Origin of the sequence: Vibrio sp. 779(2023) (genome assembly GCF_033344285.1) — a bacterium.
Classification (GTDB): domain Bacteria; phylum Pseudomonadota; class Gammaproteobacteria; order Enterobacterales; family Vibrionaceae; genus Vibrio; species Vibrio alginolyticus.
The window spans coordinates 14,621-38,514 of sequence record NZ_JAWPOM010000021.1 but is presented as its reverse complement, the minus strand read 5'-3'; the positions used below and the strand labels follow the sequence as shown (position 1 = coordinate 38,514).

21 protein-coding genes are annotated in these 23,894 nt (G+C 46.0%); 5 read left to right on the top strand and 16 right to left on the bottom strand.

Features of this window, described 5'->3' with window-relative positions; translation table 11 throughout:
• Nucleotides 1-23 precede the first annotated feature (23 nt).
• The 7 genes from R8O70_RS20380 to R8O70_RS20350 form a co-directional block, all read right to left on the bottom strand.
• Nucleotides 24-1,901 (bottom strand): propionyl-CoA synthetase, encoded by a 1,878-nt coding sequence (locus tag R8O70_RS20380; protein ID WP_005377288.1) that lies wholly within the window; start codon nucleotides 1,899-1,901, stop codon nucleotides 24-26.
• Nucleotides 1,902-1,978: 77 nt separating this feature from the next.
• Nucleotides 1,979-3,175 (bottom strand): 2-methylaconitate cis-trans isomerase PrpF, encoded by a 1,197-nt coding sequence (prpF, locus tag R8O70_RS20375; RefSeq protein WP_238852421.1) that lies wholly within the window; start codon nucleotides 3,173-3,175, stop codon nucleotides 1,979-1,981.
• 9 nt (nucleotides 3,176-3,184) lie between these two features.
• Nucleotides 3,185-5,776 carry a Fe/S-dependent 2-methylisocitrate dehydratase AcnD gene (gene acnD / locus R8O70_RS20370; protein ID WP_238852422.1) on the bottom strand — a complete coding sequence of 864 codons (2,592 nt, stop codon included), beginning with the start codon at nucleotides 5,774-5,776 and terminating at the stop codon, nucleotides 3,185-3,187.
• Nucleotides 5,777-5,932: 156 nt separating this feature from the next.
• The gene (gene prpC, locus R8O70_RS20365) at nucleotides 5,933-7,075 is read right to left on the bottom strand and encodes a 2-methylcitrate synthase (protein WP_005377283.1); all 1,143 of its coding nucleotides are present in this window, start codon (nucleotides 7,073-7,075) and stop codon (nucleotides 5,933-5,935) included.
• A 132-nt stretch (nucleotides 7,076-7,207) separates the two neighbouring features.
• Nucleotides 7,208-8,104 (bottom strand): methylisocitrate lyase, encoded by an 897-nt coding sequence (prpB, locus tag R8O70_RS20360; protein WP_005388185.1) that lies wholly within the window; start codon nucleotides 8,102-8,104, stop codon nucleotides 7,208-7,210.
• A 12-nt stretch (nucleotides 8,105-8,116) separates the two neighbouring features.
• Nucleotides 8,117-8,830: a GntR family transcriptional regulator gene (locus R8O70_RS20355; protein WP_005377279.1), complete on the bottom strand. Its 714-nt coding sequence runs from the start codon at nucleotides 8,828-8,830 to the stop codon at nucleotides 8,117-8,119.
• A gap of 264 nt (nucleotides 8,831-9,094) precedes the next feature.
• The gene (locus R8O70_RS20350; RefSeq protein WP_017633774.1) at nucleotides 9,095-9,493 is read right to left on the bottom strand and encodes a GFA family protein; all 399 of its coding nucleotides are present in this window, start codon (nucleotides 9,491-9,493) and stop codon (nucleotides 9,095-9,097) included.
• Between the two features lie 266 nt (nucleotides 9,494-9,759).
• Between R8O70_RS20350 and R8O70_RS20345 the strand changes: the two genes are divergently transcribed.
• The 5 genes from R8O70_RS20345 to R8O70_RS20325 all read left to right on the top strand — a co-directional run bounded on the left by R8O70_RS20345 (nucleotide 9,760) and on the right by R8O70_RS20325 (nucleotide 14,657).
• The gene (locus R8O70_RS20345; RefSeq protein WP_005388181.1) at nucleotides 9,760-10,731 is read left to right on the top strand and encodes a tripartite tricarboxylate transporter substrate binding protein; all 972 of its coding nucleotides are present in this window, start codon (nucleotides 9,760-9,762) and stop codon (nucleotides 10,729-10,731) included.
• A 238-nt stretch (nucleotides 10,732-10,969) separates the two neighbouring features.
• Entirely contained in the window at nucleotides 10,970-11,464 is a 495-nt protein-coding gene (locus R8O70_RS20340) for a tripartite tricarboxylate transporter TctB family protein (protein WP_005388179.1), read from the top strand.
• A 19-nt stretch (nucleotides 11,465-11,483) separates the two neighbouring features.
• Nucleotides 11,484-13,010, top strand: coding sequence for a tripartite tricarboxylate transporter permease (locus tag R8O70_RS20335; protein WP_258624451.1), 1,527 nt, complete (start codon nucleotides 11,484-11,486; stop codon nucleotides 13,008-13,010).
• A gap of 279 nt (nucleotides 13,011-13,289) precedes the next feature.
• On the top strand, nucleotides 13,290-13,805 hold the full coding sequence (locus R8O70_RS20330; protein WP_115386021.1) for an adenylate kinase: 516 nt from the start codon (nucleotides 13,290-13,292) through the stop codon (nucleotides 13,803-13,805).
• 81 nt (nucleotides 13,806-13,886) lie between these two features.
• On the top strand, nucleotides 13,887-14,657 hold the full coding sequence (locus tag R8O70_RS20325; RefSeq protein ID WP_005388172.1) for a sulfite exporter TauE/SafE family protein: 771 nt from the start codon (nucleotides 13,887-13,889) through the stop codon (nucleotides 14,655-14,657).
• 293 nt (nucleotides 14,658-14,950) lie between these two features.
• Here R8O70_RS20325 and R8O70_RS20320 read toward each other — a convergent pair whose 3' ends face one another.
• The 9 genes from R8O70_RS20320 to vscY form a co-directional block, all read right to left on the bottom strand.
• Nucleotides 14,951-15,922, bottom strand: a complete 972-nt coding sequence (locus tag R8O70_RS20320; RefSeq protein WP_005377264.1) for a TAXI family TRAP transporter solute-binding subunit — start codon at nucleotides 15,920-15,922, stop codon at nucleotides 14,951-14,953.
• Nucleotides 15,923-16,127: 205 nt separating this feature from the next.
• Entirely contained in the window at nucleotides 16,128-17,132 is a 1,005-nt protein-coding gene (gene vopD, locus R8O70_RS20315) for a type III secretion system translocon subunit VopD (protein ID WP_005377262.1), read from the bottom strand.
• Between the two features lie 10 nt (nucleotides 17,133-17,142).
• The gene (vopB, locus tag R8O70_RS20310) at nucleotides 17,143-18,342 is read right to left on the bottom strand and encodes a type III secretion system translocon subunit VopB (RefSeq protein ID WP_005377260.1); all 1,200 of its coding nucleotides are present in this window, start codon (nucleotides 18,340-18,342) and stop codon (nucleotides 17,143-17,145) included.
• A 7-nt stretch (nucleotides 18,343-18,349) separates the two neighbouring features.
• Nucleotides 18,350-18,835 carry a SycD/LcrH family type III secretion system chaperone VcrH gene (gene vcrH, locus R8O70_RS20305; protein ID WP_005377258.1) on the bottom strand — a complete coding sequence of 162 codons (486 nt, stop codon included), beginning with the start codon at nucleotides 18,833-18,835 and terminating at the stop codon, nucleotides 18,350-18,352.
• A gap of 12 nt (nucleotides 18,836-18,847) precedes the next feature.
• On the bottom strand, nucleotides 18,848-20,671 hold the full coding sequence (locus tag R8O70_RS20300) for a virulence-associated V antigen (protein ID WP_272870541.1): 1,824 nt from the start codon (nucleotides 20,669-20,671) through the stop codon (nucleotides 18,848-18,850).
• 10 nt (nucleotides 20,672-20,681) lie between these two features.
• Nucleotides 20,682-20,966 (bottom strand): LcrG family type III secretion system chaperone, encoded by a 285-nt coding sequence (locus R8O70_RS20295; RefSeq protein WP_005377254.1) that lies wholly within the window; start codon nucleotides 20,964-20,966, stop codon nucleotides 20,682-20,684.
• 60 nt (nucleotides 20,967-21,026) lie between these two features.
• Complete coding sequence (locus tag R8O70_RS20290) at nucleotides 21,027-21,440, bottom strand: LcrR family type III secretion system chaperone (RefSeq protein ID WP_258624452.1); 414 nt, start codon at nucleotides 21,438-21,440, stop codon at nucleotides 21,027-21,029.
• Nucleotides 21,440-23,566 (bottom strand): SctV family type III secretion system export apparatus subunit VcrD, encoded by a 2,127-nt coding sequence (gene vcrD / locus R8O70_RS20285; RefSeq protein WP_086013853.1) that lies wholly within the window; start codon nucleotides 23,564-23,566, stop codon nucleotides 21,440-21,442. The genes R8O70_RS20290 and vcrD overlap by 1 nt, the downstream gene beginning before the upstream one ends.
• On the bottom strand, nucleotides 23,550-23,891 hold the full coding sequence (vscY, locus tag R8O70_RS20280; protein WP_005377248.1) for a type III secretion system chaperone VscY: 342 nt from the start codon (nucleotides 23,889-23,891) through the stop codon (nucleotides 23,550-23,552). The genes vcrD and vscY overlap by 17 nt, the downstream gene beginning before the upstream one ends.
• Nucleotides 23,892-23,894: the final 3 nt, after the last annotated feature.

The window sequence follows — 23,894 nt, the reverse complement described above, 5'->3', positions numbered from 1 at the left end:
GGTTAGTTAGAATTGAGTTTTTATCAGCGTCGTAGCACTCGCTCAATTTCGTTCAAGCTACTTGGGTCATCAATCGTTGACGGAACGGTGTATTTTTCACCATCAGCTATTTGACGTATAGTTCGACGCAAAATTTTACCTGACCGTGTTTTCGGTAAACGGTCTACAACCAACGCATGCTTGAAGCAAGCAACTGCACCTATCTCACTACGCACTTTGCCCACAAGCTCACCTTCAAGGTCTAGCTCATCCACTTTGACGCCGTCTTTTAGTACCACAAAACCAAGTGGAAGCTGACCTTTTAGATCATCGTGGATACCAACCACCGCACATTCTGCAATCGCTGGGTGGCCTCCTACTATTTCTTCCATTTCACCTGTCGACAATCGGTGTCCCGCGACATTAATCACGTCATCAATACGTCCCATAATAAACAGGTAACCGTCTTCATCCAGATAGCCACCATCACCTGACACGTAGTAGCCTGGGAACTGGCTAAGATAACCAGTTTCAAAACGGTCATGATTACGCCAAACCGTTGGCAGACAACTTGGTGGTAGCGGACGTTTTAATGCGACAAAGCCTTGTTGGTTAGGCCCGACAGCCTCTCCAAGTTCATTCAGAATTTCGACCTGATAACCCGGAATGGGCTTCGTCGAAGAACCAGCTTTAACTGGCATCATTTCGACACCTGTCGGGTTGCCAGCGATGGCCCAGCCCGTCTCGGTTTGCCACCAGTGGTCAATAACGGGCTTGTCCGCTTTGCTCTGAACCCACTCCAGTGTCGGAGGGTCAAGGCGTTCTCCCGCCATAAAGATGGTTTTCAGATTCGACAAGTCGTGCTGTTTTAAGTGCTCGCCTTCCGGGTCCTCTTTCTTAATCGCACGAAACGCCGTTGGTGCAGAGAACAACGCATCTACTTTATATTCATCACACACTCGCCAAAATGCGCCAGGATCCGGTGTTCGAACAGGCTTGCCTTCGAATAGGATAGTAGTGCAACCGTGAATCAGTGGAGCGTAAACAATGTAAGAGTGCCCTACTACCCAGCCCACATCAGATGCCGCCCAAAAGACGCCATCTTGAGGAATGTTATAGATTGCGCTCATGGAGTACTTCATCGCGACAGCATGGCCACCGTTATCACGCACAACGCCTTTCGGCTTACCTGTCGTGCCCGATGTATAAAGTATGTAGAGCGGATCGGTTGCTAACACCGGAACACAACCATGTGGCAGCGCTTGTTTGTACTCTCGCTGCCAATCTAAGTCTCTTTCTTGGTTTAGCTCAGCGTCGCACTCTGGACGTTGGAAAACAAACACTTTCTCAGGCTTCCAACGGCTGTCCATAATGGCTTTGTCTACCATTGGTTTGTATGGAATGACTTTGTTGATCTCAATCCCGCACGACGCCGTCATGATCACTTTCGGCTCTGCATCTTCAATTCGTACAGCAAGCTCATTAGGTGCAAAACCACCGAATACTACGGAATGAATCGCCCCCAAACGCGCGCAGGCAAGCATCGCCATTGCGGCTTCTGGGATCATCGGCATATAAATAACGACTCGGTCGCCTTTTTCAACACCTTGAGCAGACAGCATGCCAGCAATTTTTGCTACTTGGTCACGTAGGTCGCTATAGGTGTACGTGGCTTTACGACCTGTCACTGGCGAGTCATAAATGAGTGCAGTATTATCACCGCGTCCTTGCTCGCAATGGTAATCTAATGCTAACCAGCACGTATTCATTACACCATCTGGAAACCAACGTTCTATGCCGTTTTCATCAGATTTCAAGATAGTTTTAGGAGATTCAAACCAATCGAGATTCTCCGCTTGAGCGCGCCAAAAACTCTCCGGTTCATTCTTCGCCCATAAGTATTCTTTTTCGTATGAAGACATATTGCTTCCTCCAGTATGTCCTGACATTGCTCTCGTTCTACTCAAAGATCGCTCTTTTAATCCAAAGATCGTCTCTTTTAATCGAAGACATAGAAGGGTACACGCACAAATCCCTCCATCAGTATTCTCGCACTTCGGCTCATAATGGCTTTTTGCACCACCCAGCCCTGCTCAGTTTGCTTCGCTTGTGCCCCAACTTTTAACGTTCCTGACGGGTGACCAAAAGTCACGGACTCTTTTTCACCGCCACCAGCGGCTAAATTCACTAACGTTCCGGGCACACACGCAGCAGAAGCAATAGCAACGGCTGCTGTTCCCATCATTGCATGATGTAGCTTGCCCATCGACAGCGCGCGAACGAGCACATCAATATCCGACTCATTAACGGCTTTACCACTTGAAGACAGGTAACTTTTCGGTTTAGAAACAAACGCTATTTTCGGCGTATGTTGGCGTGTTTGAGCTTCTTCTAAATCAGAAATCAGGCCCATTTTTAACGCGCCATATGCACGGATGGATTCGAACATCGCTAATGCTGTCTCATCGTTGTTGATATCGTCTTGCAGCTCGGTGCCCTGATATCCTATCGATTCAGCATCAATAAAAATGGTTGGAATGCCCGCATTTATAAAGGTGGCGTTAAACGTACCTACGTCCGGTACCACTAAATCATCGACTAAGTTGCCTGTTGGGAACATGCTGCCTTCGCCATCAGAAGGGTCAACGAAATCGACTTGAATCTCAGCGGCTGGAAACGTCACGCCATCGAGCTCAAACTCGCCGGTTTCTTGGACGAAACCATTAACAATTGGAACGTGAATCAAGATGGTTTTACTGATGTTCACCTGCCAAACACGCACCGTCACAATGCCATTTTCTGGAATGCAATCTTGTGGAATCAGCCCAGCATGAATGGCGAAGGGACCAACTGCCGCAGACAAGTTGCCGCAGTTACCACTCCAATCGACGAATGGTTTGTCGATCGACACTTGTCCAAACAAATAGTCAACATCGTGATCGGCTCTGCTGCTGCGCGAAACAATCACTGTTTTACTGGTGCTTGACGTCGCGCCCCCCATGCCATCAATTTGCTTCGCGTAAGGATCAGGGCTGCCAATAACGCGTAGCAACAGTTTGTCACGTGCGGCTCCAGCCACTTGCGCTTCTTGAGGCAAATCCTCTAGGTTGAAAAAGACACCTTTACTCGTGCCGCCACGCATGTACGTCGCGGGCACTTTTATTTGGCTTGTTTGATTCGGAGTATTATTTGACATACGCACTCCTTATTGTGCCAAGAAATCTTGCGCGAAACGCTGCAGAACACCGCCTGCGTTGTACACGTGAACTTCGTCAGCGGTATCTAAGCGACAAGTAACCGGAACATCGACTTTATCGCCGTTGCTGCGTGTGATAACCAGCACTAAATCAGCGCCCGGCTTGATTTCTCCAACCACGTCGTAAAGTTCCGTACCATCCAGCTCTAGCGTATTGCGGTTAACGCCTGACTTAAATTGCAGTGGTAGTACGCCCATGCCAACCAAGTTAGTACGGTGAATACGCTCAAAGCCTTCAGCAACAATGGCTTCTACGCCTGCCAGTCGAACGCCTTTTGCTGCCCAGTCACGGGATGACCCCTGACCGTAATCCGCGCCAGCCACCACGATCAATGGTTGTTTACGATTCATGTAGGTTTCAATCGCTTCCCACATACGAACCACCTGCCCTTCTGGCTCTACACGCGCCAGAGATCCCTGCACGACTTCGCCGTTTTCCTTCACCATTTCATTGAACAACTTTGGGTTAGCGAAGGTCGCGCGTTGCGCCGTTAAGTGGTCACCACGGTGAGTCGCGTAAGAGTTGAAATCTTCTTCTGGCACACCCATTTTCGCTAAGTATTCACCTGCTGCGCTGCTTGCGAGAATCGCGTTGGATGGTGATAAGTGATCAGTGGTGATGTTGTCGCCCAGAATCGCCAATGGACGCATGCCAGACAATGTTCTTTCTCCCGCTAGCGCACCTTCCCAGTACGGTGGTCGGCGGATATAGGTACTCATCGGACGCCAGTCGTACAGCGGGTTGGGATTTTGCTCTTGATCATTCAGCTTAAACATCTGAATGTAAACTTGCTTAAACTGCTCAGGTTTAACATGAGTACCGACAACTGCATCGATCTCTTCATCGCTTGGCCACAAATCATTGAGATAAATTGGTTTGCCGTTTTGGTCCGTGCCCAATGCATCGCGCTCGATATCAAAACGAATCGTACCCGCTAGCGCATAAGCGACAACCAATGGTGGTGAAGCCAAAAAAGCTTGTTTGGCGTACGGATGGATTCGACCATCAAAGTTACGGTTACCAGAAAGCACCGCTGTCGCATATAAATCACGGTCCATGATCTCTTGTTGGATTTTTGGATCCAGCGCACCACTCATACCGTTACAAGTTGTACATGCGTAACCAACAATGCCAAAGCCAAGCTTCTCTAGCTCTGGTAACAAGCCCGCTTCTTCCAGATACAAGCGTGCAACTTTAGAACCCGGAGCAAAAGACGATTTCACCCAAGGTTTACGTACAAGACCAAGTTCGTTGGCTTTCTTCGCGACAAGGCCAGCAGCAACCACGTTTCTTGGGTTACTGGTATTCGTACATGAGGTAATAGCAGCGATGATCACTGCACCATCTGGCAACTCGCCTTCTTTCTCTTCCCACGCTCCAGAAATGCCGCGCTGTGCCAACTCAGAAGTTGGTAAACGACGATGAGGGTTTGACGGACCAGCCAAGTTACGGCTAACTGATGATAAATCGAACTCAAGTACGCGCTCGTAAACTGCGCTATCAAGATCGTCTGCCCAAAGACCGGTTTGTTTTGCGTAATTTTCTACTAAAGCAACTTGTTCTTCATCTCGACCAGTTAGTTTCAAGTAATTGATGGTCTGCTCATCAATATAAAACATGCCAGCTGTTGCGCCGTATTCTGGTGTCATGTTTGAAATCGTTGCGCGGTCTCCGATCGTTAGATCACGTGCGCCTTCTCCGAAGAATTCAAGATATGAAGATACCACACGCTCATTACGCAGAAACTCAGTAATCGCGAGGACAATATCCGTTGCGGTAATGCCCGGTTGACGTTTACCCGTCAGTTTGACACCGACAATATCTGGTAGACGCATCATTGATGGTCGGCCAAGCATGACGGTTTCTGCTTCCAGACCACCGACACCTATCGCAATAACACCAAGAGCGTCTACGTGAGGCGTATGACTGTCCGTACCCACACAGGTGTCTGGGTAGGCAATGCCCTGCTTTGCTTGTACCACAGGAGACATTTTTTCCAAGTTGATTTGGTGCATGATGCCATTCCCAGCTGGAATCACGCTGACGTTTTCAAACGCTGTTTTACACCACTCGATAAAGTGGAATCGGTCTTCATTACGGCGCTCTTCAATCGCGCGGTTTTTGTCGAAGGCATCAGGGTCAAAGCCCGCATGTTCAACCGCTAAAGAGTGGTCAACGATCAATTGTGTCTCAACCACTGGGTTCACTTTTGCAGGATCGCCGCCCTGATCTGAAATGGCATCGCGCAGACCCGCTAAATCGACTAGAGCGGTCTGACCAAGAATGTCATGACAAACAACGCGTGCTGGATACCAAGGAAAATCAAGATCGCGTTTGCGTTCTATTAACTGTTTCAGGCTATCTTTCAATGTGTTCGGGTCACAGCGACGGACCAGTTGCTCAGCTAGCACGCGAGAGGTATAAGGGAGTGTTTCATAGGCTCCAGGAGAAATGGCATTGACGGCTTCGCGTGCATCAAAATAATCCAGTTGAGTTCCCGGAAGCGGCTTACGATATTGGGTATTAATATTTGTGTTCATGGTTTGCTTCCATTCAGTCTTTACATCTTGCCTTCATCAAGGTTTTCTATTGCTCTAGAAACACAGTGATGAGAGGTTCTCCTTCCTCTGTTAGAGAGAATGACAAAGGAAGGAGGTGGTCAACCAAAGCATATAATGCCCTCGTTGACCTTCGCGCTAGCGATTCTCGATAGGCACCCATTCTTGATGATCTGGGCCCGTATAATCGGCACTTGGGCGAATAATACGGTTATTGGCACGCTGTTCATAAACGTGTGCAGCCCAGCCCGTTAAACGACTCATCACAAAGATTGGGGTGAATAGTTTGGTTGGAATGTCCATGAAGTGGTAAGCCGATGCATGGAAGAAGTCCGCATTACAGAACAGACCTTTCTCTCGCTTCATCACTGATTCAACACGCTCAGAAACCGCATATAGATGTGTATCACCAACTTGTTTCGATAGCTCTTTGGACCAGCGTTTTATTAAGGCGTTGCGAGGGTCACTTTCACGATAAATCGCATGACCAAATCCCATTATCTTGTCTTTATTGGCTAGCATTTTCATGATGTTCGCTTCCGCCTCATCGGGCGTTTGCCAATCTTCAATCATTTCCATCGCCGCTTCGTTTGCGCCGCCGTGAAGTGGTCCACGAAGCGTACCGATTGCTGCCGTGATACAAGAATGGATGTCTGACAACGTTGATGCACAAACGCGTGCTGCGAATGTAGAAGCATTAAACTCATGTTCAGCATAAAGAATGAGCGAGCAATGCATCACTTGTTTGTGCAGTGCAGATGGCGCTTTGTCTGTAAGTAATCGCAAGAAGTAACCACCGATGCAATCTTCAGTCTGATCCTCGGTGTTGATACGCACGCCATCATGACTAAAGCGGTACCAGTAACAGATGATGGCAGGGAACAAGGCTAGCATACGTTCGGTTGCTTTCAGTTGCTCCTCGAAGCTCATTTCCTGCTCTAGGTTACCCAATACAGAACAACCCGTGCGCATTACGTCCATTGGGTGTGCGCTTGCAGGAATCAACTCTAAAGCTTGTTTTAACTCGGCTGGCAAACCTCTAAGGCTGAGTAGGTGTGTCTTGTACGCATCAAGTTCTTGTTGATTCGGCAAGTGACCGCGTAACAGAAGGTGAGCCACTTCTTCAAACTGTGCGTTGTTCGCAAGATCAGTAATATCGTATCCACGATAAGTTAAACCAGTTCCCGTTTTTCCGACAGTACATAAAGCTGTGCTTCCTGCGCTTTGACCACGAAGGCCTGCGCCACCTAATTCTGCTTTCTTTTCTGCAGTTTGAGACATTGTTTGAACTCCTTTTCTGTCTGACTTTTCCCTCTCTGGGGTGTTTTTAGCCAAACGAATTTCACGTTATTAGATGAGATAAATTCCGATTATCTTTTTCTTGGGCTTCCGTTTATTTTTGCTTTTCCCCCGCTATTTCCCTTCAGAGAATAACTGGTCAAGTTTGTCTTCATAGTCGTGGTAATTCAGGTGCTGATACAACTCTTTACGTGTTTGCATCGAATCAACCAGTGCTTCCTGATTACCCACTTCTAGCAAATGTTTGTAGACCGTTTCAGCAGCTTTGTTCATGGCACGGAACGCACTTAATGGATAAAGCACCATGTCCACTTTTGCTTTCGCTAGCTCATCGCAGCCATACAGCGGTGTCGCGCCAAATTCTGTAATATTCGCCAGAATAGGAACGTGCTTTCCGGTCGCTTGCTCAAGCGCATTTGAGAACTGAAGGTACTGGTCCAGCTTGTTCATCGCTTCGGGGAAGATCATGTCTGCGCCAGCTTCCACACACGCAATCGCGCGCTCGATTGCGCTGTCCATGCCTTCAACAGCTAACGCGTCAGTACGAGCCATAATCACGAAACTTTCATCATTGCGTGCATCAACCGCGGCTTTTACACGATCAACCATCTCTTGCTGGCTGACTATTGCTTTGTTCGGACGATGACCACAACGTTTCTGTGCGACTTGGTCTTCCATGTGCACCGCTGCCGCGCCCGCTTTTTCCATCGCTTTGATCGTGCGAGCAATGTTAAATGCACCGCCAAAGCCCGTGTCGATATCAACCAAAAGAGGCAAATCACATGCGTTAGTAATACGGTCAACATCAACCAAAACGTCGTTTAATGTTGTGATACCGAGATCCGGCAATCCGTATGAAGCATTTGCGATACCGCCACCAGACAAGTAAATCGCTTGGTGACCCAAGTTTTTTGCCATCATGGCGCAATACGGGTTTATAGTGCCGACAATTTGTAGTGGATTATTTTGTTCAATGGCGAGTCTGAATTTCGCTCCCGGTGTTAAGCTCATGACGAATTCCTTCTAGTCTTTGTCTAAACTTTCTGTATGTATAATTTGAGATTGGATGAGCTTTCGACTTCCTGATATGTGTCTTCTCATCAACATTTCTGCAAGCTCTTCATCGCGATTGCGAATGGCTTCCAAAATGAATTTGTGTTCGGTGAGCGCCTCATTCGGGCGAGATTGCGCACGTGGCGACTGGTAACGATACATCCGTAATAAGTGATAGAGTTCATCACACAGCAGAGATATTAACTTACTGTTTCTGCTCGCTTGGATGATGCGATAGTGAAAATCAAAGTCACCATGTTGATGGAAGTAAGACGCGCCTTCCATTTGGTCTATATGCTTGGAATGTGTCGACAATAGCATTTCCAAGCTTAAGAGCTCTTCTTGCGTAATGTGTCGCGCAGCTAACCTTGCCGCCATGCCTTCCAATGCTTCTCGAACGGCATAAAGTTCTATCAGCTTTTCCGGAGAAAAAGTGGTCACTCTAGCCCCAACATGAGGAATTCGCTCGATGAGCCCTAGCCCCTCTAAGCGCATCAATGCTTCACGCAAAGGCCCACGACTGACTTGATATTTCTTTGCTAGCTCAGGCTCTGATATCTTATGGCCAGGCTTCACATCGCCATTAACAATGACTTCAATCAGTGTTTCGGTCAGCGTTTCGGATTTGGTGTGTTCTTTCTCAGAACCCAGCACTTTATAACGAGCTTTCAACTCAGAGTTCATATTCAGATACTCTTGTTACCGACATCGAAATGTCTACAATTTCTTAACCTGAATATAAAGTAGTCGATCAAAGTGTCGACAATCAAGTAAATTGTCGACAATTTAGACTAAGGTCGTAATTTAAATGGGCCTAAAATGCCCGTTAAGTGCCTTTTTTAGCAGAAATAAAGAATGGTGAGTTCACATTGTCGACAACTTATAAACCTTTAAGCTTATGATCTAAAAACTAAAAGCTCAGCTGTCGAACAATAATCGGATAAAAAACTATTCTTTAGGTACAAATTGATCAAAGACTTGTTGCGAAGTCATCTTTTGTGAAGCGGAATTGAGGTCATAATAAGCTGGCTTTTCATCGGTAAAAATCTCTAAAGTGAGTTTGAAATCTGGGTTATCGAACAAACCAGCGGAAAGAATGTACTCACCTGTCGGCAACAAATGGTAGAAAAGGTTTGTGCCACACTCACCGCAAAACCCCCTCACTCCCCAGTCTGACGACTGATAACGTTTAGGTTCGCCACCTTTAAACGTCACGTTAGGCCCACAATGCACCGCATGAAGTGCGCCACTCGACCATTTTCGACACATAGAGCAATGGCACAGGCTAACCTCATTTTTAACCTCAGCGATGACTTCAATTGCGCCGCACAAACACGTCCCTTTCATTCTCTTTTCCTCGTTCATTTTCCGTCATTTAATTATGGCCTACCAAAGCGTAAAGCCGCGTGACCTAACACCAACTTCTCGCCGTGAACTTTATGAACAAAATAACCGAAATGCTCAATATTCTCTTTATATCTCTTTTACAGACAGATATTTAACACTTAATTAACCTTTACACCAAGTTCAGCTTTAACGCTTACAAGGCATGACAACTGAGCAAAAACAATAAGGCTCAACTAAATAGAGTCGCTAACATAAGGAACGTGAACATGTTAAAGGTACTCAAACCAACGCTCGCCGCTTCAATCATCGCAGCTTCATTTTCATTCAACGCTCTTGCTGCAGATATTGAAAAAATGCACTTTCTTATCCCTGGAGGTGCCGGTGGCGGTTGGGACATGACCGCCCGAGGTACTGGTGATGTATTAATAAAATCAGACATCGTCGAAACCGTATCATTTCAAAACCTATCTGGTGGTGGCGGTGGCAAAGCAATCGCACATTTGATTGAAACGGCTGATCGTCAAGAAGATACACTCATGGTGAACTCAACACCGATCGTCGTTCGCTCGCTCAGTGGGATCTTCCCACAATCTTTCCGCGACTTGACTCCTGTTGCCGCAACGGTTGCCGATTATGGCGCCATTGTTACATCAGCCGATTCTCCTTATAGCTCTTGGGAAGATGTCGTTAAAGCTTTTAAAGAAAACCCACGTAAGGTGAAGGTTGCTGGTGGCTCTGCTCGTGGTTCTATGGATCATTTGGTTATAGCAGCAGCTTTCAAAGGTGAAGGTTTTGATGCGCGTAAAGTTCGTTACATTGCCTATGATGCAGGTGGAAAAGCCATGGCAGCCCTACTTTCAGGCGAAACACAACTGCTCTCTACAGGGCTAGGTGAAGTACTCGAAATGTCTAAGTCTGGGCAAGTGAAAGTGTTAGCGATTACAGCACCAAAACGTTTAGAAGCTGCGCCTAATATTCCAACTCTCACCGAATATGGTAATGAAACTGTCTTTGCTAACTGGCGTGGATTCTTTGCAGCACCAGGCACAAGCCAAGAAAAGCTAGATGAATGGAATGCCGCATTTACTAAAATGTATAACACCGACGAATGGCAAGTCGTTCGAGACCGCAATGGTTGGATCGACAACTATAAAGCGGATAAAGCATTCTTCGCGTTTCTTGAAGATCAAGAGCAACAGATGGGTGACTTAATGCGCGAGTTAGGCTTCCTGAAGTAACAATCGAATTGGGGTCCCTCAGATACCAACCTCAATGAATAACGTAAGTTGGTATTTCCCCATTGTATTTGCACTCTAAGTTTCACCGCATATGGACATTGTCGACAATCGGCATGCACACTCCTTTGTTTATATACCCAAAGCGGCTCGACTAGCAGCGAAATGCTTAATTGTTAATGGTTTAGTTTATTCATTGACGTCCATATGCGGTCTTTTTTACTTTTGTTAGGAGTTGAATATGCCTCGTTCAACCAACTTTTTCACCAAAGAGTATTTGCTCTGTCGTGACCGCGTCGGCGCAATGATCTTTCTACTCTTCTGTCTTTGCTACGGTTATCAAACCTCGCAGATTCCATTATTTCCAGGTGATGAGTATGAACCATTCACCGCACGTACTCTGCCAACCATCCTGACTTACGTTGGTGTCGGCCTTTCTTTGCTATTGCTGGTGACAGGACAACCAGATAAACAAAGTGGCGCAGTGCTGACCTTCAATTGGAAGTTACTGATTGCCTTTTTAATTTTAATGGCGCTCTACGGCGTGGGCCTGACTTATCTAGGTTTTGTGATAGCTACTGGCTTCTTTTTATTGGCTGGCTTTTATCTGCTCGGGGAAAGACGTAAACCCGTTCTGTTTGGCGCGTCGTTTCCATTCGTGATCGCGTTCTACTTATTACTCACTCAAGGTTTGGACATCTATCTCGAACCGGGTTTGATTTTCACCATCTGGTAGTCAAAGAAAGGACTGAATTATGTTAGATGGAATTCTACAAGGTTTATCCACCGCAGTAATGCCAATGAACATTATGATGGTGATCGTTGGTTGCTTCGTCGGTACATTTATCGGCATGTTACCTGGACTTGGGCCGATCTCAGCCATTGCTTTGATGATCCCAATTACTTATGGCCTAGAGCCCTCCTCTGGCCTTATTTTAATGGCGGGTGTTTATTACGGTGCGGTATTTGGTGGCTCTACATCGTCGATTTTAATTAACGCGCCGGGTTGTTCTTCAACCGTGGTCACAGCATTCGACGGCTACCCAATGGCTCAAAAAGGCCAGGCAGGTAAAGCATTAGCTTTGGCAGCTTATTCGTCTTTCACTGGCGGTACGCTATCTGCCATTATGTTGCTTGTTGCCGCACCAGCATTGGCTAGCGTCTCCCTTAGCTTCCAATCGTCGGACTATTTTGCGTTGATGCTACTTGGGTTATCAGCAGTCGCGGCTTTTGCGGGGAAAGGTCAGGTAATCAAAGCGTGGATGATGACCATTCTTGGTTTGATGCTATCTACAGTTGGAATCGATAAAGGCGTAGGCGTTGAACGCTTTACCTTCGGTTTAACGGATTTAATGGATGGCTTTAGCTTCTTGTTGCTTGCAATGGCGACATTCGCACTGGGTGAGACACTGATGGGCATCCTTAAACCATCAAAAGACACCAGCGATGAAGAACAAGAAAAGCTGAGCAACATTGGCTCAATGAAAGTGACCAAGGAAGAAATCAAAGATGTTGCGCCTGTTTCAATTCGCTCTTCAATATTAGGTTTCTTCACTGGCGTTCTTCCTGGCGCAGGGGCAACCATTGCTGCTTTTTTAAGCTACGGTATGGAGCGCAACCTCGCACCTAAAGAGAAAAAGGATGAGTTCGGTAAAGGCAGTATCCGTGGTTTGGTTGCGCCAGAGTCTGCGAACAATGCAGCATCTAGTGGTTCATTTGTACCGCTATTAACGCTTGGTATTCCGGGCTCTGGTACAACAGCAATAATGCTCGGTGCGCTGATCGCTTATGGTATTCAACCTGGCCCTCGCCTATTTGTTGAACACCCAGATGTGTTCTGGTCAGTGATCATTTCCATGTACTTCGGCAACATCGTACTTGTGATCCTGAACTTACCATTGATTCCGTACATTTCAAAGCTTTTGGCGGTTCCAAGAACGGTGCTTCTACCGATGATTTTATTCTTCTCAATCACCGGGGTTTATTTGGTCTCTTTTAACACTATGGATGTGTTCGTGATGCTGATTGTGGCTATGGCTGCCATTGCACTTCGGCTCGCTAACTTCCCGCTCGCACCTTTATTGCTGGGCTTCATCCTTGGAGGATTAATGGAAGAGAACTTACGCCGCGCATTAATGATTTCAGATGGAGAACTGAGTTTCCTATGGGAGCGTCCTATTACCCTTACCTTTACTGTTTTAGCTGTATTGGTGTTGGCAAGTCCACTAATCGTAAAGCTGATTCAAAAGTTTAAAGCACAGCCAGTCACCGTTGAGCAGTAATCGCTGTCTCTTTCAACCTAGATAAAGCCATCCATCGTGATGGCTTTATCTTCCGCCCTCCAAATCGTTCGCTTATTGTGCAGATGGTATTGACAAATCACTGTCGTTATATGAAGGTGATTGTATGAACACACACTTAGCGCAACTTAACCAACGAATTATCATCATTCCATAGGAATGGTGGGATTTTTTGATGCGCTCAGTATTTATCGAACCCACCCATAGCGGTGGGTTTTCTGTCTCTACCGTATGGGAAAAGCTCTCTTGGAGGCGGTCACAATGCAAAAAATAGCAGTTTTTGGTAAACCCGGCAGTGGAAAATCGACGGTAAGTAAAGCAATCGCGTCTGCTACCGGTCTTCCTCTTCATCAATTAGATTCAATAGTCTATAAACCAAACGGTGATCCCGTTGAGCGTAACGTTTTTGATGAAGCCCATAGCAATATACTAAGCTCAGATCGTTGGATTATAGATGGCCTTGGACCGATCAGCTCTTTCAACGCTCGTTTAGATGCAGCCGATACTCTCATTTATATTGATCTACCATACTCCGTAAGCTATTGGTTTGTGACGAAACGTCTCCTTAAAGGACTATTCATAAAACCTGAAGGTTGGCCTGATGGTAGTTCGGTACTGAAAGGAACGTTACAAAGCTACAAAGTTCTTCAGCAATGCCCTGCATTCTGGAATGATGACTTTATGTCTCGCCTCGAAGGGTACTCTCAAAGTAAAACCGTTCATGTCATCAAAAACGTTACAGAACTGAACAATTTTGTTTTAGAGCGGGTAAAGTAAACCTCATATCAGAACATTAGAGCATGTGGGTTAGAGCATCTGAAGCTCTAACAATGAAAAAGAACATAACAAGGATTGTTTATGCTTTTAGAACTAGCACTTTTATTCGTTGCTGGCGTAATTGGTGGGATCATTAACTCCATAGCGGGAGGCGGAAGCTTTATTACTTTTCCGGCTCTATTGGCAGTTGGTGTTCCTCCTATTATGGCTAACGCAACAAACACGTATGCTTCATGTGCGGGTTACATTAGCGGAGCCGTCGGGTTCAGAGAAGAGATCATGAAGAACAAGCATGAACTGCTGTTCACAGTCTCATTCAGTTTAGTCGGCGGCGCTGTCGGAGCATATCTGTTGCTCAACACGCCAGAATCGCTATTTATGGAAGCTATCCCTTGGTTACTCTTATTTGCCACCGTGCTTTTTCTCACCGGTTCTCGTTTAACAATGCTAATCAAAACTGTCGCGAAAGAGCACAAACATGCTGGCATACTCGGAGCAATCGCGTTGGGTTTACTACTTGTTGGTGTCTCTGCTTACGGTGGTTTTTTCAACGCAGGTTTAGGGGTTATTGTTCTGAGCTATCTGGTAGTAGCTGGCCACCAAGACATTAATTTAATGAACGGTTTGAAATTGCTCGTATCTACGTGTGTTTCACTCATTGCTATCGTGATTTTTGTTGCCAATGGCTCCATTGACTGGCACACAGGTAGTGTTGTTTTGGTCGGTACGTTGGTAGGTGGGTATCTTGCAGCTCGTGTCTCTCGTCAACTGAATCCTAATCATGTTAAAGGGTTTGTTGCTCTTTCTTCTATTCTCATCACTATCTACTTTTTCATTGATGTTTATGTTTAAGCAAAACTTGTACAAGTGGATAACACTCCTACAAAAACGCCAGCGCGAAAGATTAATGCAGATGGCTTAACGATTTTTTGTGTCACTCCAGCGAGGTTAGGAATCTAATAGCACTACACTGAGCGGCTAATGAAACCATTTTGATCACAAAGTGCTCGGATAGAAGATCCTGTATCACGCTCCTTCGTCGCTGTACAGGATGACGAGAAATAGAAATATGCCACTCGCGGTTAAACGAGTGGCATTGATCGAGAAAGATGGCGTTTTACATCAATAATAAGAGAAAGTAACGCTTACTTAATCAGCCCTACTTCTTTGTAGTATTTGAGCGCACCTGGGTGAAGAGGCGCAGATAAACCGTCTTTTACCATTTCCTCTTTCTTCAAGTTTGCAAACGCTGGGTGGAGACGGCGGAAATCATCGAAGTTTTCAAATACCGCTTTAACCACGTTATAAACCACATCTTCTGGTACCGCAGTAGAAGAAACAAACGTCGCGCCCACACCAAAGGTTTGAACATCACTATCTGTGCCACGATACATACCACCTGGGACATTTGCGACACGATAGAAGCTGTTGTCTGCAACCAGTTTTTCTACATTAGGTCCAGCTACCGTTACGATATTACTATCACACGACGTAGTGGCTTCTTTAATCGCTCCACTTGGGTGACCAACGGTATAAATCATCGCATCAATTTTGTTATCACAAAGTGCTTTTGATTGCTCTGCTGCTTTTAACTCAGAGACAAGCTTAAAGTCGTCGTTACTCCAACCATACTGGTTCATTAGCACTTCCATAGTACCTCGCTGACCAGAACCAGGATTACCAATGTTGACGCGCTTACCTTTCAAGTCATCAAAAGTTTTGATGTTCGCGTCTTTACGTGCAACGACAGTAAACGGTTCTGGATGAACGGAGAATACGGCGCGCAGCTCTTTAAAAGGCCCGCTTTCTTCAAACTTACTGGTTCCTTTGTAAGCATGATACTGCCAGTCTGATTGCGCGATACCGAGGTCCAATTCACCAGCACGAATAGTGTTGATGTTATAAATCGATCCCCCAGTACTTTCTACCGAACAACGGATACCGTGCTCTTCTCGCGATTTGTTAACCAAGCGACAAATAGCGCCACCAGTCGGATAATAAACCCCTGTTACGCCACCGGTACCAATCGTGACAAACGTTTCCTCCGCAGACGCAGAAAAGCCTGTTGTGAGTGCAGCCAAAGAAGCCGCAAGTGCGATTTGCTTAAACTTAAACATTGAACATCCCTTTTACCTGTGTTGATGACCGTTTAAGTATAGCAACCGTTAACAATTTGATAACGTTTGAGTTCTCATCCTTGGAGGTTGATTTATAGATATATACTTTTTTATCAACTTAACCTGCTGATAAATAGCGTTTATACTTTTATCCCATAAAAAAAGCGTTGTATAAACAACGCTTTGTAGTTAGTGAAACGGATGGTTACACCGTTGGGACTGACGCTCGCCACGCTTGGTTCTGGCTATCTGAGATAGATCGGAACAAGTCACGTAGCTCTTTCAATAAGCCTTCTTGGAAACCAATGTTTTCATCGGCTTTCTGTTTGGCTGCTTGTGCGCGAGTCGCTTGTACTTCATCATCTTTGCTGCGCGCTTGCGCTTTGGTTTGCTCTACATTCGATGCTGAGTTTGCCATCTGGCCCAAAGCTTGAAGAATCGCGTTCTTCGCTTGGTTTGAGCTCATCAACTTATCGAACTTACGGCCACCACTTGTCAGCTGCGCTGTCGTGTCTGCGATATTGTCTTTCGCTAGTGAGTGCGCACGCTTAACCTGATCTTGCTGCGTTTTAGACAAGCTATTGTTATTTAATAACTCTTCTGCTTGATCGAAGCCAGCTTTTTGCGTTTTAAGTACATTATTGCTCGCCATTTCATTCTTGATTTCTTTCCCTGCTTTGAAAGAACCAAGGGCACCAATAATTGCGGTAGCACCCGCTAGTACACCCGAAACGACTGCCATCGCGATCATCGCGCTTGCCGAGTTGTTGAGTTCTGCCGCTTGGCTTTCTAAACTCGCGACGTTTGCTTCAACAGCAATTTCACGTTGTAGCACTTGCTGCTCACGGCTCAGCTTTGATACTTGATACAACAATGTTAATAGCGTCAACGATTGTGATACCGCATCTGATGGTGACTTGATCACCTCCTCACCGTTAAGCGCTTTCATCGTTGTGCTCATTAATGAGCTCACCGTCGGTGCAAGAGCGCTCATTAGGTTTGCAACAACTTGAGCTTGGTTACTCACTGTAGGAGCTTTAGGTGTCTCTAACTGGTAGCGTGCTGCACCAGAAACACCTGACTCACTTTGGCTTTTAACGGCGCCCGCTTCAAGCTTTGTTTCCGGCGCTTTTTCTGCTTTGTTGGTTTTAATGGTGTCGCCTAAACCGTATAGTTCACCACGACCCGTTCCGCCTACTTTATCTAGCATAATAAACTCCTTATACCGTTGCAGGACGGCTTAACACCGTTTGCATAGTTTCACTTTTCGCTTGAATCATTTGCATGATGAGACTCATCAGCTCTTGGAAGTCTTCCATCAACTTACCAATCTCTTCTTTGAGCTTATCAATGACAGCCTGGCTTAACGTCATTTTGGCTCGAAGGTCTGTGATATCAGCCTGAATCTCTGTCACGTGAGCATTGTTAGCAGCGTGGACACTGTCCGTTGCGCCTTTACCCACGTTGACGGCAAGATCGACGGTTTCTGCGCCATAACGAATCGCTTTCGCTGTTGTTGTCGCAGCTTTTGTGCCCATATCCGCCACTTTCGCCATGTTTGCAGCGGCTTTCGTAGCGATTTCCGTGACCTTTTGAGCTACCTTACCAGCACCTTTTGCTGCAAGTTTCGCGATACCGCCAGCAGCTGCACCACCAAACGTCACAACAGCTCCGATAACCGCGACGGCGATTTCTAATGCCATTACGACTTTGTTTAGCACATCGACATTTACGCCCGCTTCTTTTAGCGCATCTTGAACGGCTGGCTCTTGCAACGCCATGCTCACTGCTCCCATGACGCCACCAGCGATCATAAGTGCACCGGCTGCTGCACCAACACCCGTTGCCACCATTACGGCACCAACAACAATAGAAACCACCGCACTGATCCAACCAAAGATCTTCGCTGCTAAGCCTGATTTTTGGGCTTCTTTTGCAGCGGCTTCCGATTCTTTGATTTTGTCTTGGTTTTCCACCATCTCTTTTTCGTGCTTAGCTTTTGCGACCTTCACTTCCTGAATTTTCAGCTCGTTTTGAGCACTTTTCAGTTTATCCGTGATAGCAGCAAGCTCTACTTCAAAATCATCAGCAGATCCTGCGATGATTTTGACGGCAATCGAACCTGTTTGGTCTGCAACTGCATGGAGAGATTTTGCAATGGTATCGACGATCTTTTGCAGCTGTGCCATGGCTTTTAGCGTCAAATCATTCACTTTGTCACTAACAGCTGCGTTAGGTGCATCTAACTGAACTTTTACTTTTCCGGTGTTCAGTACATCTGCATCTTTACTCTTCACGTTTTCTACCGTCACAGAAGGCGTCGCTGTAGACGCCGTTTTCTGCACGTTATCTAACGTGGCTTGGCCAGATTCAGGGCTATAAACCTGTGTCTGGATGCGGTCAAGTGCAATAGAACTCATAGTCTAATTACTCCTTTTTATTTCTCACCGCTTCTAACATGATGCCTGCACGCTCATGCAAATCTGCATATTGTGATTTTCCGGCAGACATCTCCTTCGCGCTGTAAAACCCACTCTCTGCTTCTGTCAGTTGTTCCAGTTTAAGGTGACATTCAGCAGAGTGAAAAGGTGGGCGTGGATCATTTACGTCCACTAGCGCTGCGTAGCTGTAGGCGTCTATTGCCTGCAGATACTCACCCAACTCCTGACGAGCCGCGCCAAGGCCAATGAAAAATCGCGCCTGATAATGATCAAGCATGCTGAGTAATTGAAATACTTTCGCTGCTTGCTCAATCTTTCCCGATTGGAAAAAGTTGTAACCTACGGCATAAATGTGTTCGATGGTGTCCTGAGACACATCGTGCAACATTTTTAGCGTGCCTCCCTCTTCCAAAAAAGACAGCAGTTCTTCTGCTTGCATTTGAGATGGATCGGTCGCGTTTGTTTTAGTCATGGTTGGTTATCCTTAAATGGCTCGTAGGATTTCTTGTAAAATACTGTGGTACTTCTGAACAAACTTGTTCATCGCTTCAACGGTCGAGTTGTATTGAGAACTGGTGTCGTTCAGCTCAGTGGTTTTGATTTGCACTTCATCGTTAAGCAACTTGGATTTAGCACTGACAGAACTAGAAAAATTAGACAGCTTTTTCGACTTCTCTTCGTCTTGGTACGAAGCACCATCACCGATAGTAATACCTTGTGTTTGAAGGAAGTCTCGATGGTTTGTTATCTTATTATCCGTCAAATACTTGTACTCAGGTGAAGCTTCAAAATCCGTTTGATTGCTGTAGTTAAAGTCACTCGCTTTGAAGTTACTTTCTGGATATCCCGGTTTATAAACCCCATCAACACTTTGCGTAGAGTGAATTTTTGATTGCACAACACCAAAAACTTTAAGCTGTATTGTGAGATCCTCTAATGCCTCTTTCTGGTCATTACGTTTCTCTAAACGGTTAACACGACGCTCATTTAGTGCAAGCAGCACTTGCTCATCAAAACGGTCTCCAATGCTGGACTCAACAACGGCCAACAAATCACGAGCCGTTAGAGAGTGCTCTGCTCTCACCTCGCGATCCGCTTTCTCTTTATCGGTGATATTGAGTAGACGCTCTTTCAATGCCCCTAAGTTTTTGCGCAATGCCTCGTATCGCTCAGTAAATGAAGCCCCGGTAGATTCACCTTTTACTATTTTTTCAAACTGTAATCGGATATCTCGTTCGGTGTTTTCTTTGATCAAATTAACTTGAGCTGCCGTTATTTGTGTCTTTTGGACATCGGCTATCGCGCTGTCCTGGTAAAAGTCATCGATTTCTATATTTGTTAAACTCACCGCGAAGTTGGCGAACAGACTAGAAAGGGTCAAAGGCTCAGTTCCACCAATGACAGTATTAAGTGTTGCTTTTAGATTGTTCGTTCCACTCGCCTCACCATAAGCTGCGCTATATTGGCCTTTCACTTGAGCGGCCATTTCATCTAACGCTTCTTTAAGCTGCTGTTTAGAAATACCAGGAGTCCAGGTAATTCTGCTAGCTAGCGCACTTGCGTCATCGGTGCTTAAAGTAATACCAATGCCTTGAAAACTACTTTTTAATTGAGCTGAGACTTGAAGGGCGAAACTCTCTTTAGTCAACAGAAAGTCCGAGCTCTTCAGTTGCGCGAGATTAACGGAACCTAAGCTACTAAAGGCATTGCGAAGAAAAGAAATAGAAGCATCTCTCACTTCACGGGAGCCCATTTGATTAGCAAGCTCTGCAACAAAAAGAGAAATTTCTTTGGTGGCATTAGCCAGTTCTGTCTCGGAGAGGTTGGCGATCTGCTCCGCTTGGTTACTCTGGGTGCCCAGATTAAATTGACTAACAAACTCAGTAGATAACGAGCTATCTACGTTTTCCGTCAGTAGCTTACTAAACCAAGCCTGAAACTGATTTGATAGCGTTTGGTTTGTTTGAGCATTAAACTCGGCTGCGGTTAATTCGCCATCTGAGTTAGCACTTTGTAGCGACTTTATCCAAACAGATGCGGTGTCGGTCAATGATATACCAGCAAACGCGTTATTTTTCGCTTTTAGGTTTTCAAGCGTATCAACATAAAGCGCGATGCTTTGTGATTCCGTTTGTCCCGAGATAGTTGGCAATGAAGAGATTATCGAGGCAAGTTGCTGAGTCTCTGCTTCACCCAGTACAGGGGTAAATGCCTCTATCAAGTTTTGTTGGAAAGTGGGTAATGGTGCACTACTCGCAGCTGTGTCTGTTGCTCCTGTCGTAGAGCCAGTCGTTTTCATATTCGTCATTTCCAAACCTCTAAATCATCATGCCGCGCATCACTGTGGGACGCTTTCTGCGTTTACCTGACGTACCTTGTAGCTGAGTTTGTTGCTGCCGGCGGCGCTGGACTTCGTCTATTAGCTCTTGCTCTGCACGTTTCATGGTATCTACTGGCGCTTTTATGCCGCCAAGTAAAACATCCCCCGCAACAGGACCAACACCTAAGCCTTCCAATAGCTCGTTAAAAATATCGGTTCTGTCTTCAGCTTTTCTAATGGCAAGCTCAGCGTTCTCAATCGCATCGGTAAACGGTTGCTTCATCTTGATTCCTATCTTAAAGCGGGTCATCTCATCGGTGCTGTCAGTAACAGTCGTGAGTTTTTACTTTTTCAACTTTTTCAAAGGTCTATAATCTGCTAGGCGTAAACAGTACCAGTCTTCTAGCTCATCATGGCTTGCACCGCATGCTTTTAGATAGAACTGTGCCAATCGCTGGCTGCTCATGTTGCTACCACGTAACACATCGACGTTGCCGCGAATGACCCAATCGGAGGGATAAAGTTGAATGGCATGTTCAGCCAAGAGAAATAAGCCGGCAAAGGGGTTACTCAACCCCAATTTTGGACGAATGCGTTTCAGAAGAACGATGATGATTTCACCGTCCTCCACCCGAAAAACGAGCTCTAAGCCCTCAACTTCAATTCGATAACCAAGTTGAATTTCACTTTGTTGCCAAAAGTATGGCGTCACTTCGATCCCCGCTTGCGCCAGCGAGAGTATTAGTTTTGTTTTCATTACATCCCCACCCTTCCAAGTGGCTGAATATTGATTTGCTGGGTTAGTTCTTGAAATGACAAAACGGGCAGATCGTAGTATTCCGATTCAATAAGCTTTCGCACATATCGGCGTACATCCATAGACACAACTAGCACAGGTTTATTCGGCATGCGGCTTAAGTCACCAATGGTCTGTTTCACATCACTGACAAATTGTTGCGTTACTGACGGATCTAACGCCAAGTAACTCCCTGCTGAGGTTTGACGAATACCGCTGCGTATTGTGTCTTCGAGATTTTGATCCAATAAGTAAGCGGGCAACATGTTTTGTCCGCTCGCGTATTTGTAGCAAATGTAACGTTTTAAGCTGGAACGAATGTACTCCGTCAGCTGTACAACATCTTTCTCTTTTTGGCCCCACTCAACCATCGCTTCCAAGATCACGCGAAGGTTTCGGATAGAAATGTCTTCAGAAACCAAGCGTTGCAAGATTTCCGTCATTTTTTGCAACGGAACAATACGCTGGGCCTCTTTGACTAGCTCCGAATAACTGCCTTCCATCTGCTCCAACAGATAACGCGTCTCCTGAATACCAATAAAGTCTTGTGCGTACTCCTTAAGAACATGAGACAAGTGGTACGTTAAAATCCTGTCGGGTGTGAGAAAACCGACATGACTGGCTACGAGTTTTTGCTCATAACTCTGTGCCACCCAAATGCTAGAAATACCGGGTAGAAAATCTTCATCTTGCTCATAAGGCACGCCTAATAAATCGATCTGTTCATTCCCTTCTGTCACCAAGAGTTGATCTTTAACAATTCGTCCTCGTGCAACCGGGACTTCTTGTAACTGAATTAAGTACTCGCCATTTTGCATCCCCTCGTTAAAGCGCAGGTGGATGCCTGGGAAAGGCACGCCTAGGTCGAGATATAGTGCGCGTCTAACCCTTGCTAGCTCTTCATTTAATGCGACCGCTTCCAAGCTTTCCTGAAGGCTCGCGTCAAGATCGATCAAGAGTGGGACCGTCATGGCAAACTCTTCTTGCTCACCTAATTTGCCTTTACTGTTTCTAGATGGAGTGGGTTTGTTTGGCTTCGCTGCTGGCGAACCGGCCCCTTGCGAAACAAAGCTTGATAAGTCGGTGCTATCTGATTCAGCTTGTTTTTTCTGTTGATAGAAAAGGAAGAAACCACCACCACCAACCACGGCGGCCAAGACCAGAAAAGTGATTTTTGGAAACCCAGGGATGAGTGCGAACAGCACCAAAAGCACACCACCAATAAGAAGCGCACGTGGCTGAGCAATGACCTGCCCACCAATGTCCGACCCAAGATCAGAAGAATCTTCATGAGAAACACGCGTCACGATAATACCGGCGGTAATCGCGATAAAGAGTGCCGGGATCTGCGATACCAAACCATCGCCAACGGTCAAAATCGCAAACAATTCAAGTGCTTCAGAAGCACTCATGCCTTTTTGCGTTACCCCGATCGTGACGCCACCTAAGATGTTGACCACAATGATGACCAGACCCGCAATGGAGTCGCCTTTAACGAACTTCATCGCGCCATCCATCGAGCCATACATTTGGCTTTCTTTTTCAATCAGTGATCGTCGGTGCCTAGCTTCGTGTACGTCAATTACTCCGGCACGCATGTCACCGTCAATACTCATCTGCTTACCAGGCATCGCATCGAGTGAGAAGCGCGCACTAACTTCTGCTACCCTTTCTGAGCCTTTGGTGATCACCATAAACTGAACAATGGTAATGATCAGGAACACAACAATACCGACCACTAAGTTACCGCCCACAACGAAGTTACCGAATGTATAAACGATTTGACCAGCATCGCCTTGTAGCAAGATCAAGCGGGTTGTCGTGATAGACAAAGACAGACGAAACAATGTCGTGATCAATAGCACCGCAGGAAATGCAGAGAACTCAAGTGGCGTGGTGATGTAAATCGCTAACATAAGCAGCACCACCGCAATGCTCATGTTGGTGCCAATCAGCACATCCACCAGTGCGGTAGGAAGTGGCAATATCATCATAAAGACGATCGCGAGTAACATCACCGCAAGCATGATGTCTTTGCGTTGCCCTACTTTGTTTAGAATATCGATCAACTTATTCATGTGATTCACTATTTAAAGATTGCAGATAGCGTCGGTGCGCTTGGCGTGCCCCATCGACGTCATTTTGTTTCCAACGCGCTTGGCTTAAACAAAACCAGAGTCCTGCCGAGTCAGGATGAAGGTCGGATTTTAATAAGTGCTCGCACACCTCAATCGCCCGGGTATATCGACCACTTTGTAAACATGCCACAGCAAGTGTTTGCATCGCCTCTTTGTGCTGCGGTTCTATTTCTAGAACCGCATCGAGAATAGAAATGGCATGCTCTGGCTTTTGGTATTGAACTTGTAGCGCAGCGTGAACAAGTAAGAGTTCAATGTCTTTGGATCTCAACATGTT

Coding starts and splice junctions, on each gene's coding strand:
- R8O70_RS20380 (WP_005377288.1), bottom strand. CDS start 1,901: ATGTCTTCATACGAAAAAGAATACTTATGGGCGAAGAATGAACCGGAG.
- prpF (WP_238852421.1), bottom strand. CDS start 3,175: ATGTCAAATAATACTCCGAATCAAACAAGCCAAATAAAAGTGCCCGCG.
- acnD (WP_238852422.1), bottom strand. CDS start 5,776: ATGAACACAAATATTAATACCCAATATCGTAAGCCGCTTCCGGGAACT.
- prpC (WP_005377283.1), bottom strand. CDS start 7,075: ATGTCTCAAACTGCAGAAAAGAAAGCAGAATTAGGTGGCGCAGGCCTT.
- prpB (WP_005388185.1), bottom strand. CDS start 8,104: ATGAGCTTAACACCGGGAGCGAAATTCAGACTCGCCATTGAACAAAAT.
- R8O70_RS20355 (WP_005377279.1), bottom strand. CDS start 8,830: ATGAACTCTGAGTTGAAAGCTCGTTATAAAGTGCTGGGTTCTGAGAAA.
- R8O70_RS20350 (WP_017633774.1), bottom strand. CDS start 9,493: ATGAAAGGGACGTGTTTGTGCGGCGCAATTGAAGTCATCGCTGAGGTT.
- R8O70_RS20345 (WP_005388181.1), top strand. CDS start 9,760: ATGTTAAAGGTACTCAAACCAACGCTCGCCGCTTCAATCATCGCAGCT.
- R8O70_RS20340 (WP_005388179.1), top strand. CDS start 10,970: ATGCCTCGTTCAACCAACTTTTTCACCAAAGAGTATTTGCTCTGTCGT.
- R8O70_RS20335 (WP_258624451.1), top strand. CDS start 11,484: ATGTTAGATGGAATTCTACAAGGTTTATCCACCGCAGTAATGCCAATG.
- R8O70_RS20330 (WP_115386021.1), top strand. CDS start 13,290: ATGCAAAAAATAGCAGTTTTTGGTAAACCCGGCAGTGGAAAATCGACG.
- R8O70_RS20325 (WP_005388172.1), top strand. CDS start 13,887: ATGCTTTTAGAACTAGCACTTTTATTCGTTGCTGGCGTAATTGGTGGG.
- R8O70_RS20320 (WP_005377264.1), bottom strand. CDS start 15,922: ATGTTTAAGTTTAAGCAAATCGCACTTGCGGCTTCTTTGGCTGCACTC.
- vopD (WP_005377262.1), bottom strand. CDS start 17,132: ATGCTAGATAAAGTAGGCGGAACGGGTCGTGGTGAACTATACGGTTTA.
- vopB (WP_005377260.1), bottom strand. CDS start 18,342: ATGAGTTCTATTGCACTTGACCGCATCCAGACACAGGTTTATAGCCCT.
- vcrH (WP_005377258.1), bottom strand. CDS start 18,835: ATGACTAAAACAAACGCGACCGATCCATCTCAAATGCAAGCAGAAGAA.
- R8O70_RS20300 (WP_272870541.1), bottom strand. CDS start 20,671: ATGACGAATATGAAAACGACTGGCTCTACGACAGGAGCAACAGACACA.
- R8O70_RS20295 (WP_005377254.1), bottom strand. CDS start 20,966: ATGAAGCAACCGTTTACCGATGCGATTGAGAACGCTGAGCTTGCCATT.
- R8O70_RS20290 (WP_258624452.1), bottom strand. CDS start 21,440: ATGAAAACAAAACTAATACTCTCGCTGGCGCAAGCGGGGATCGAAGTG.
- vscY (WP_005377248.1), bottom strand. CDS start 23,891: ATGTTGAGATCCAAAGACATTGAACTCTTACTTGTTCACGCTGCGCTA.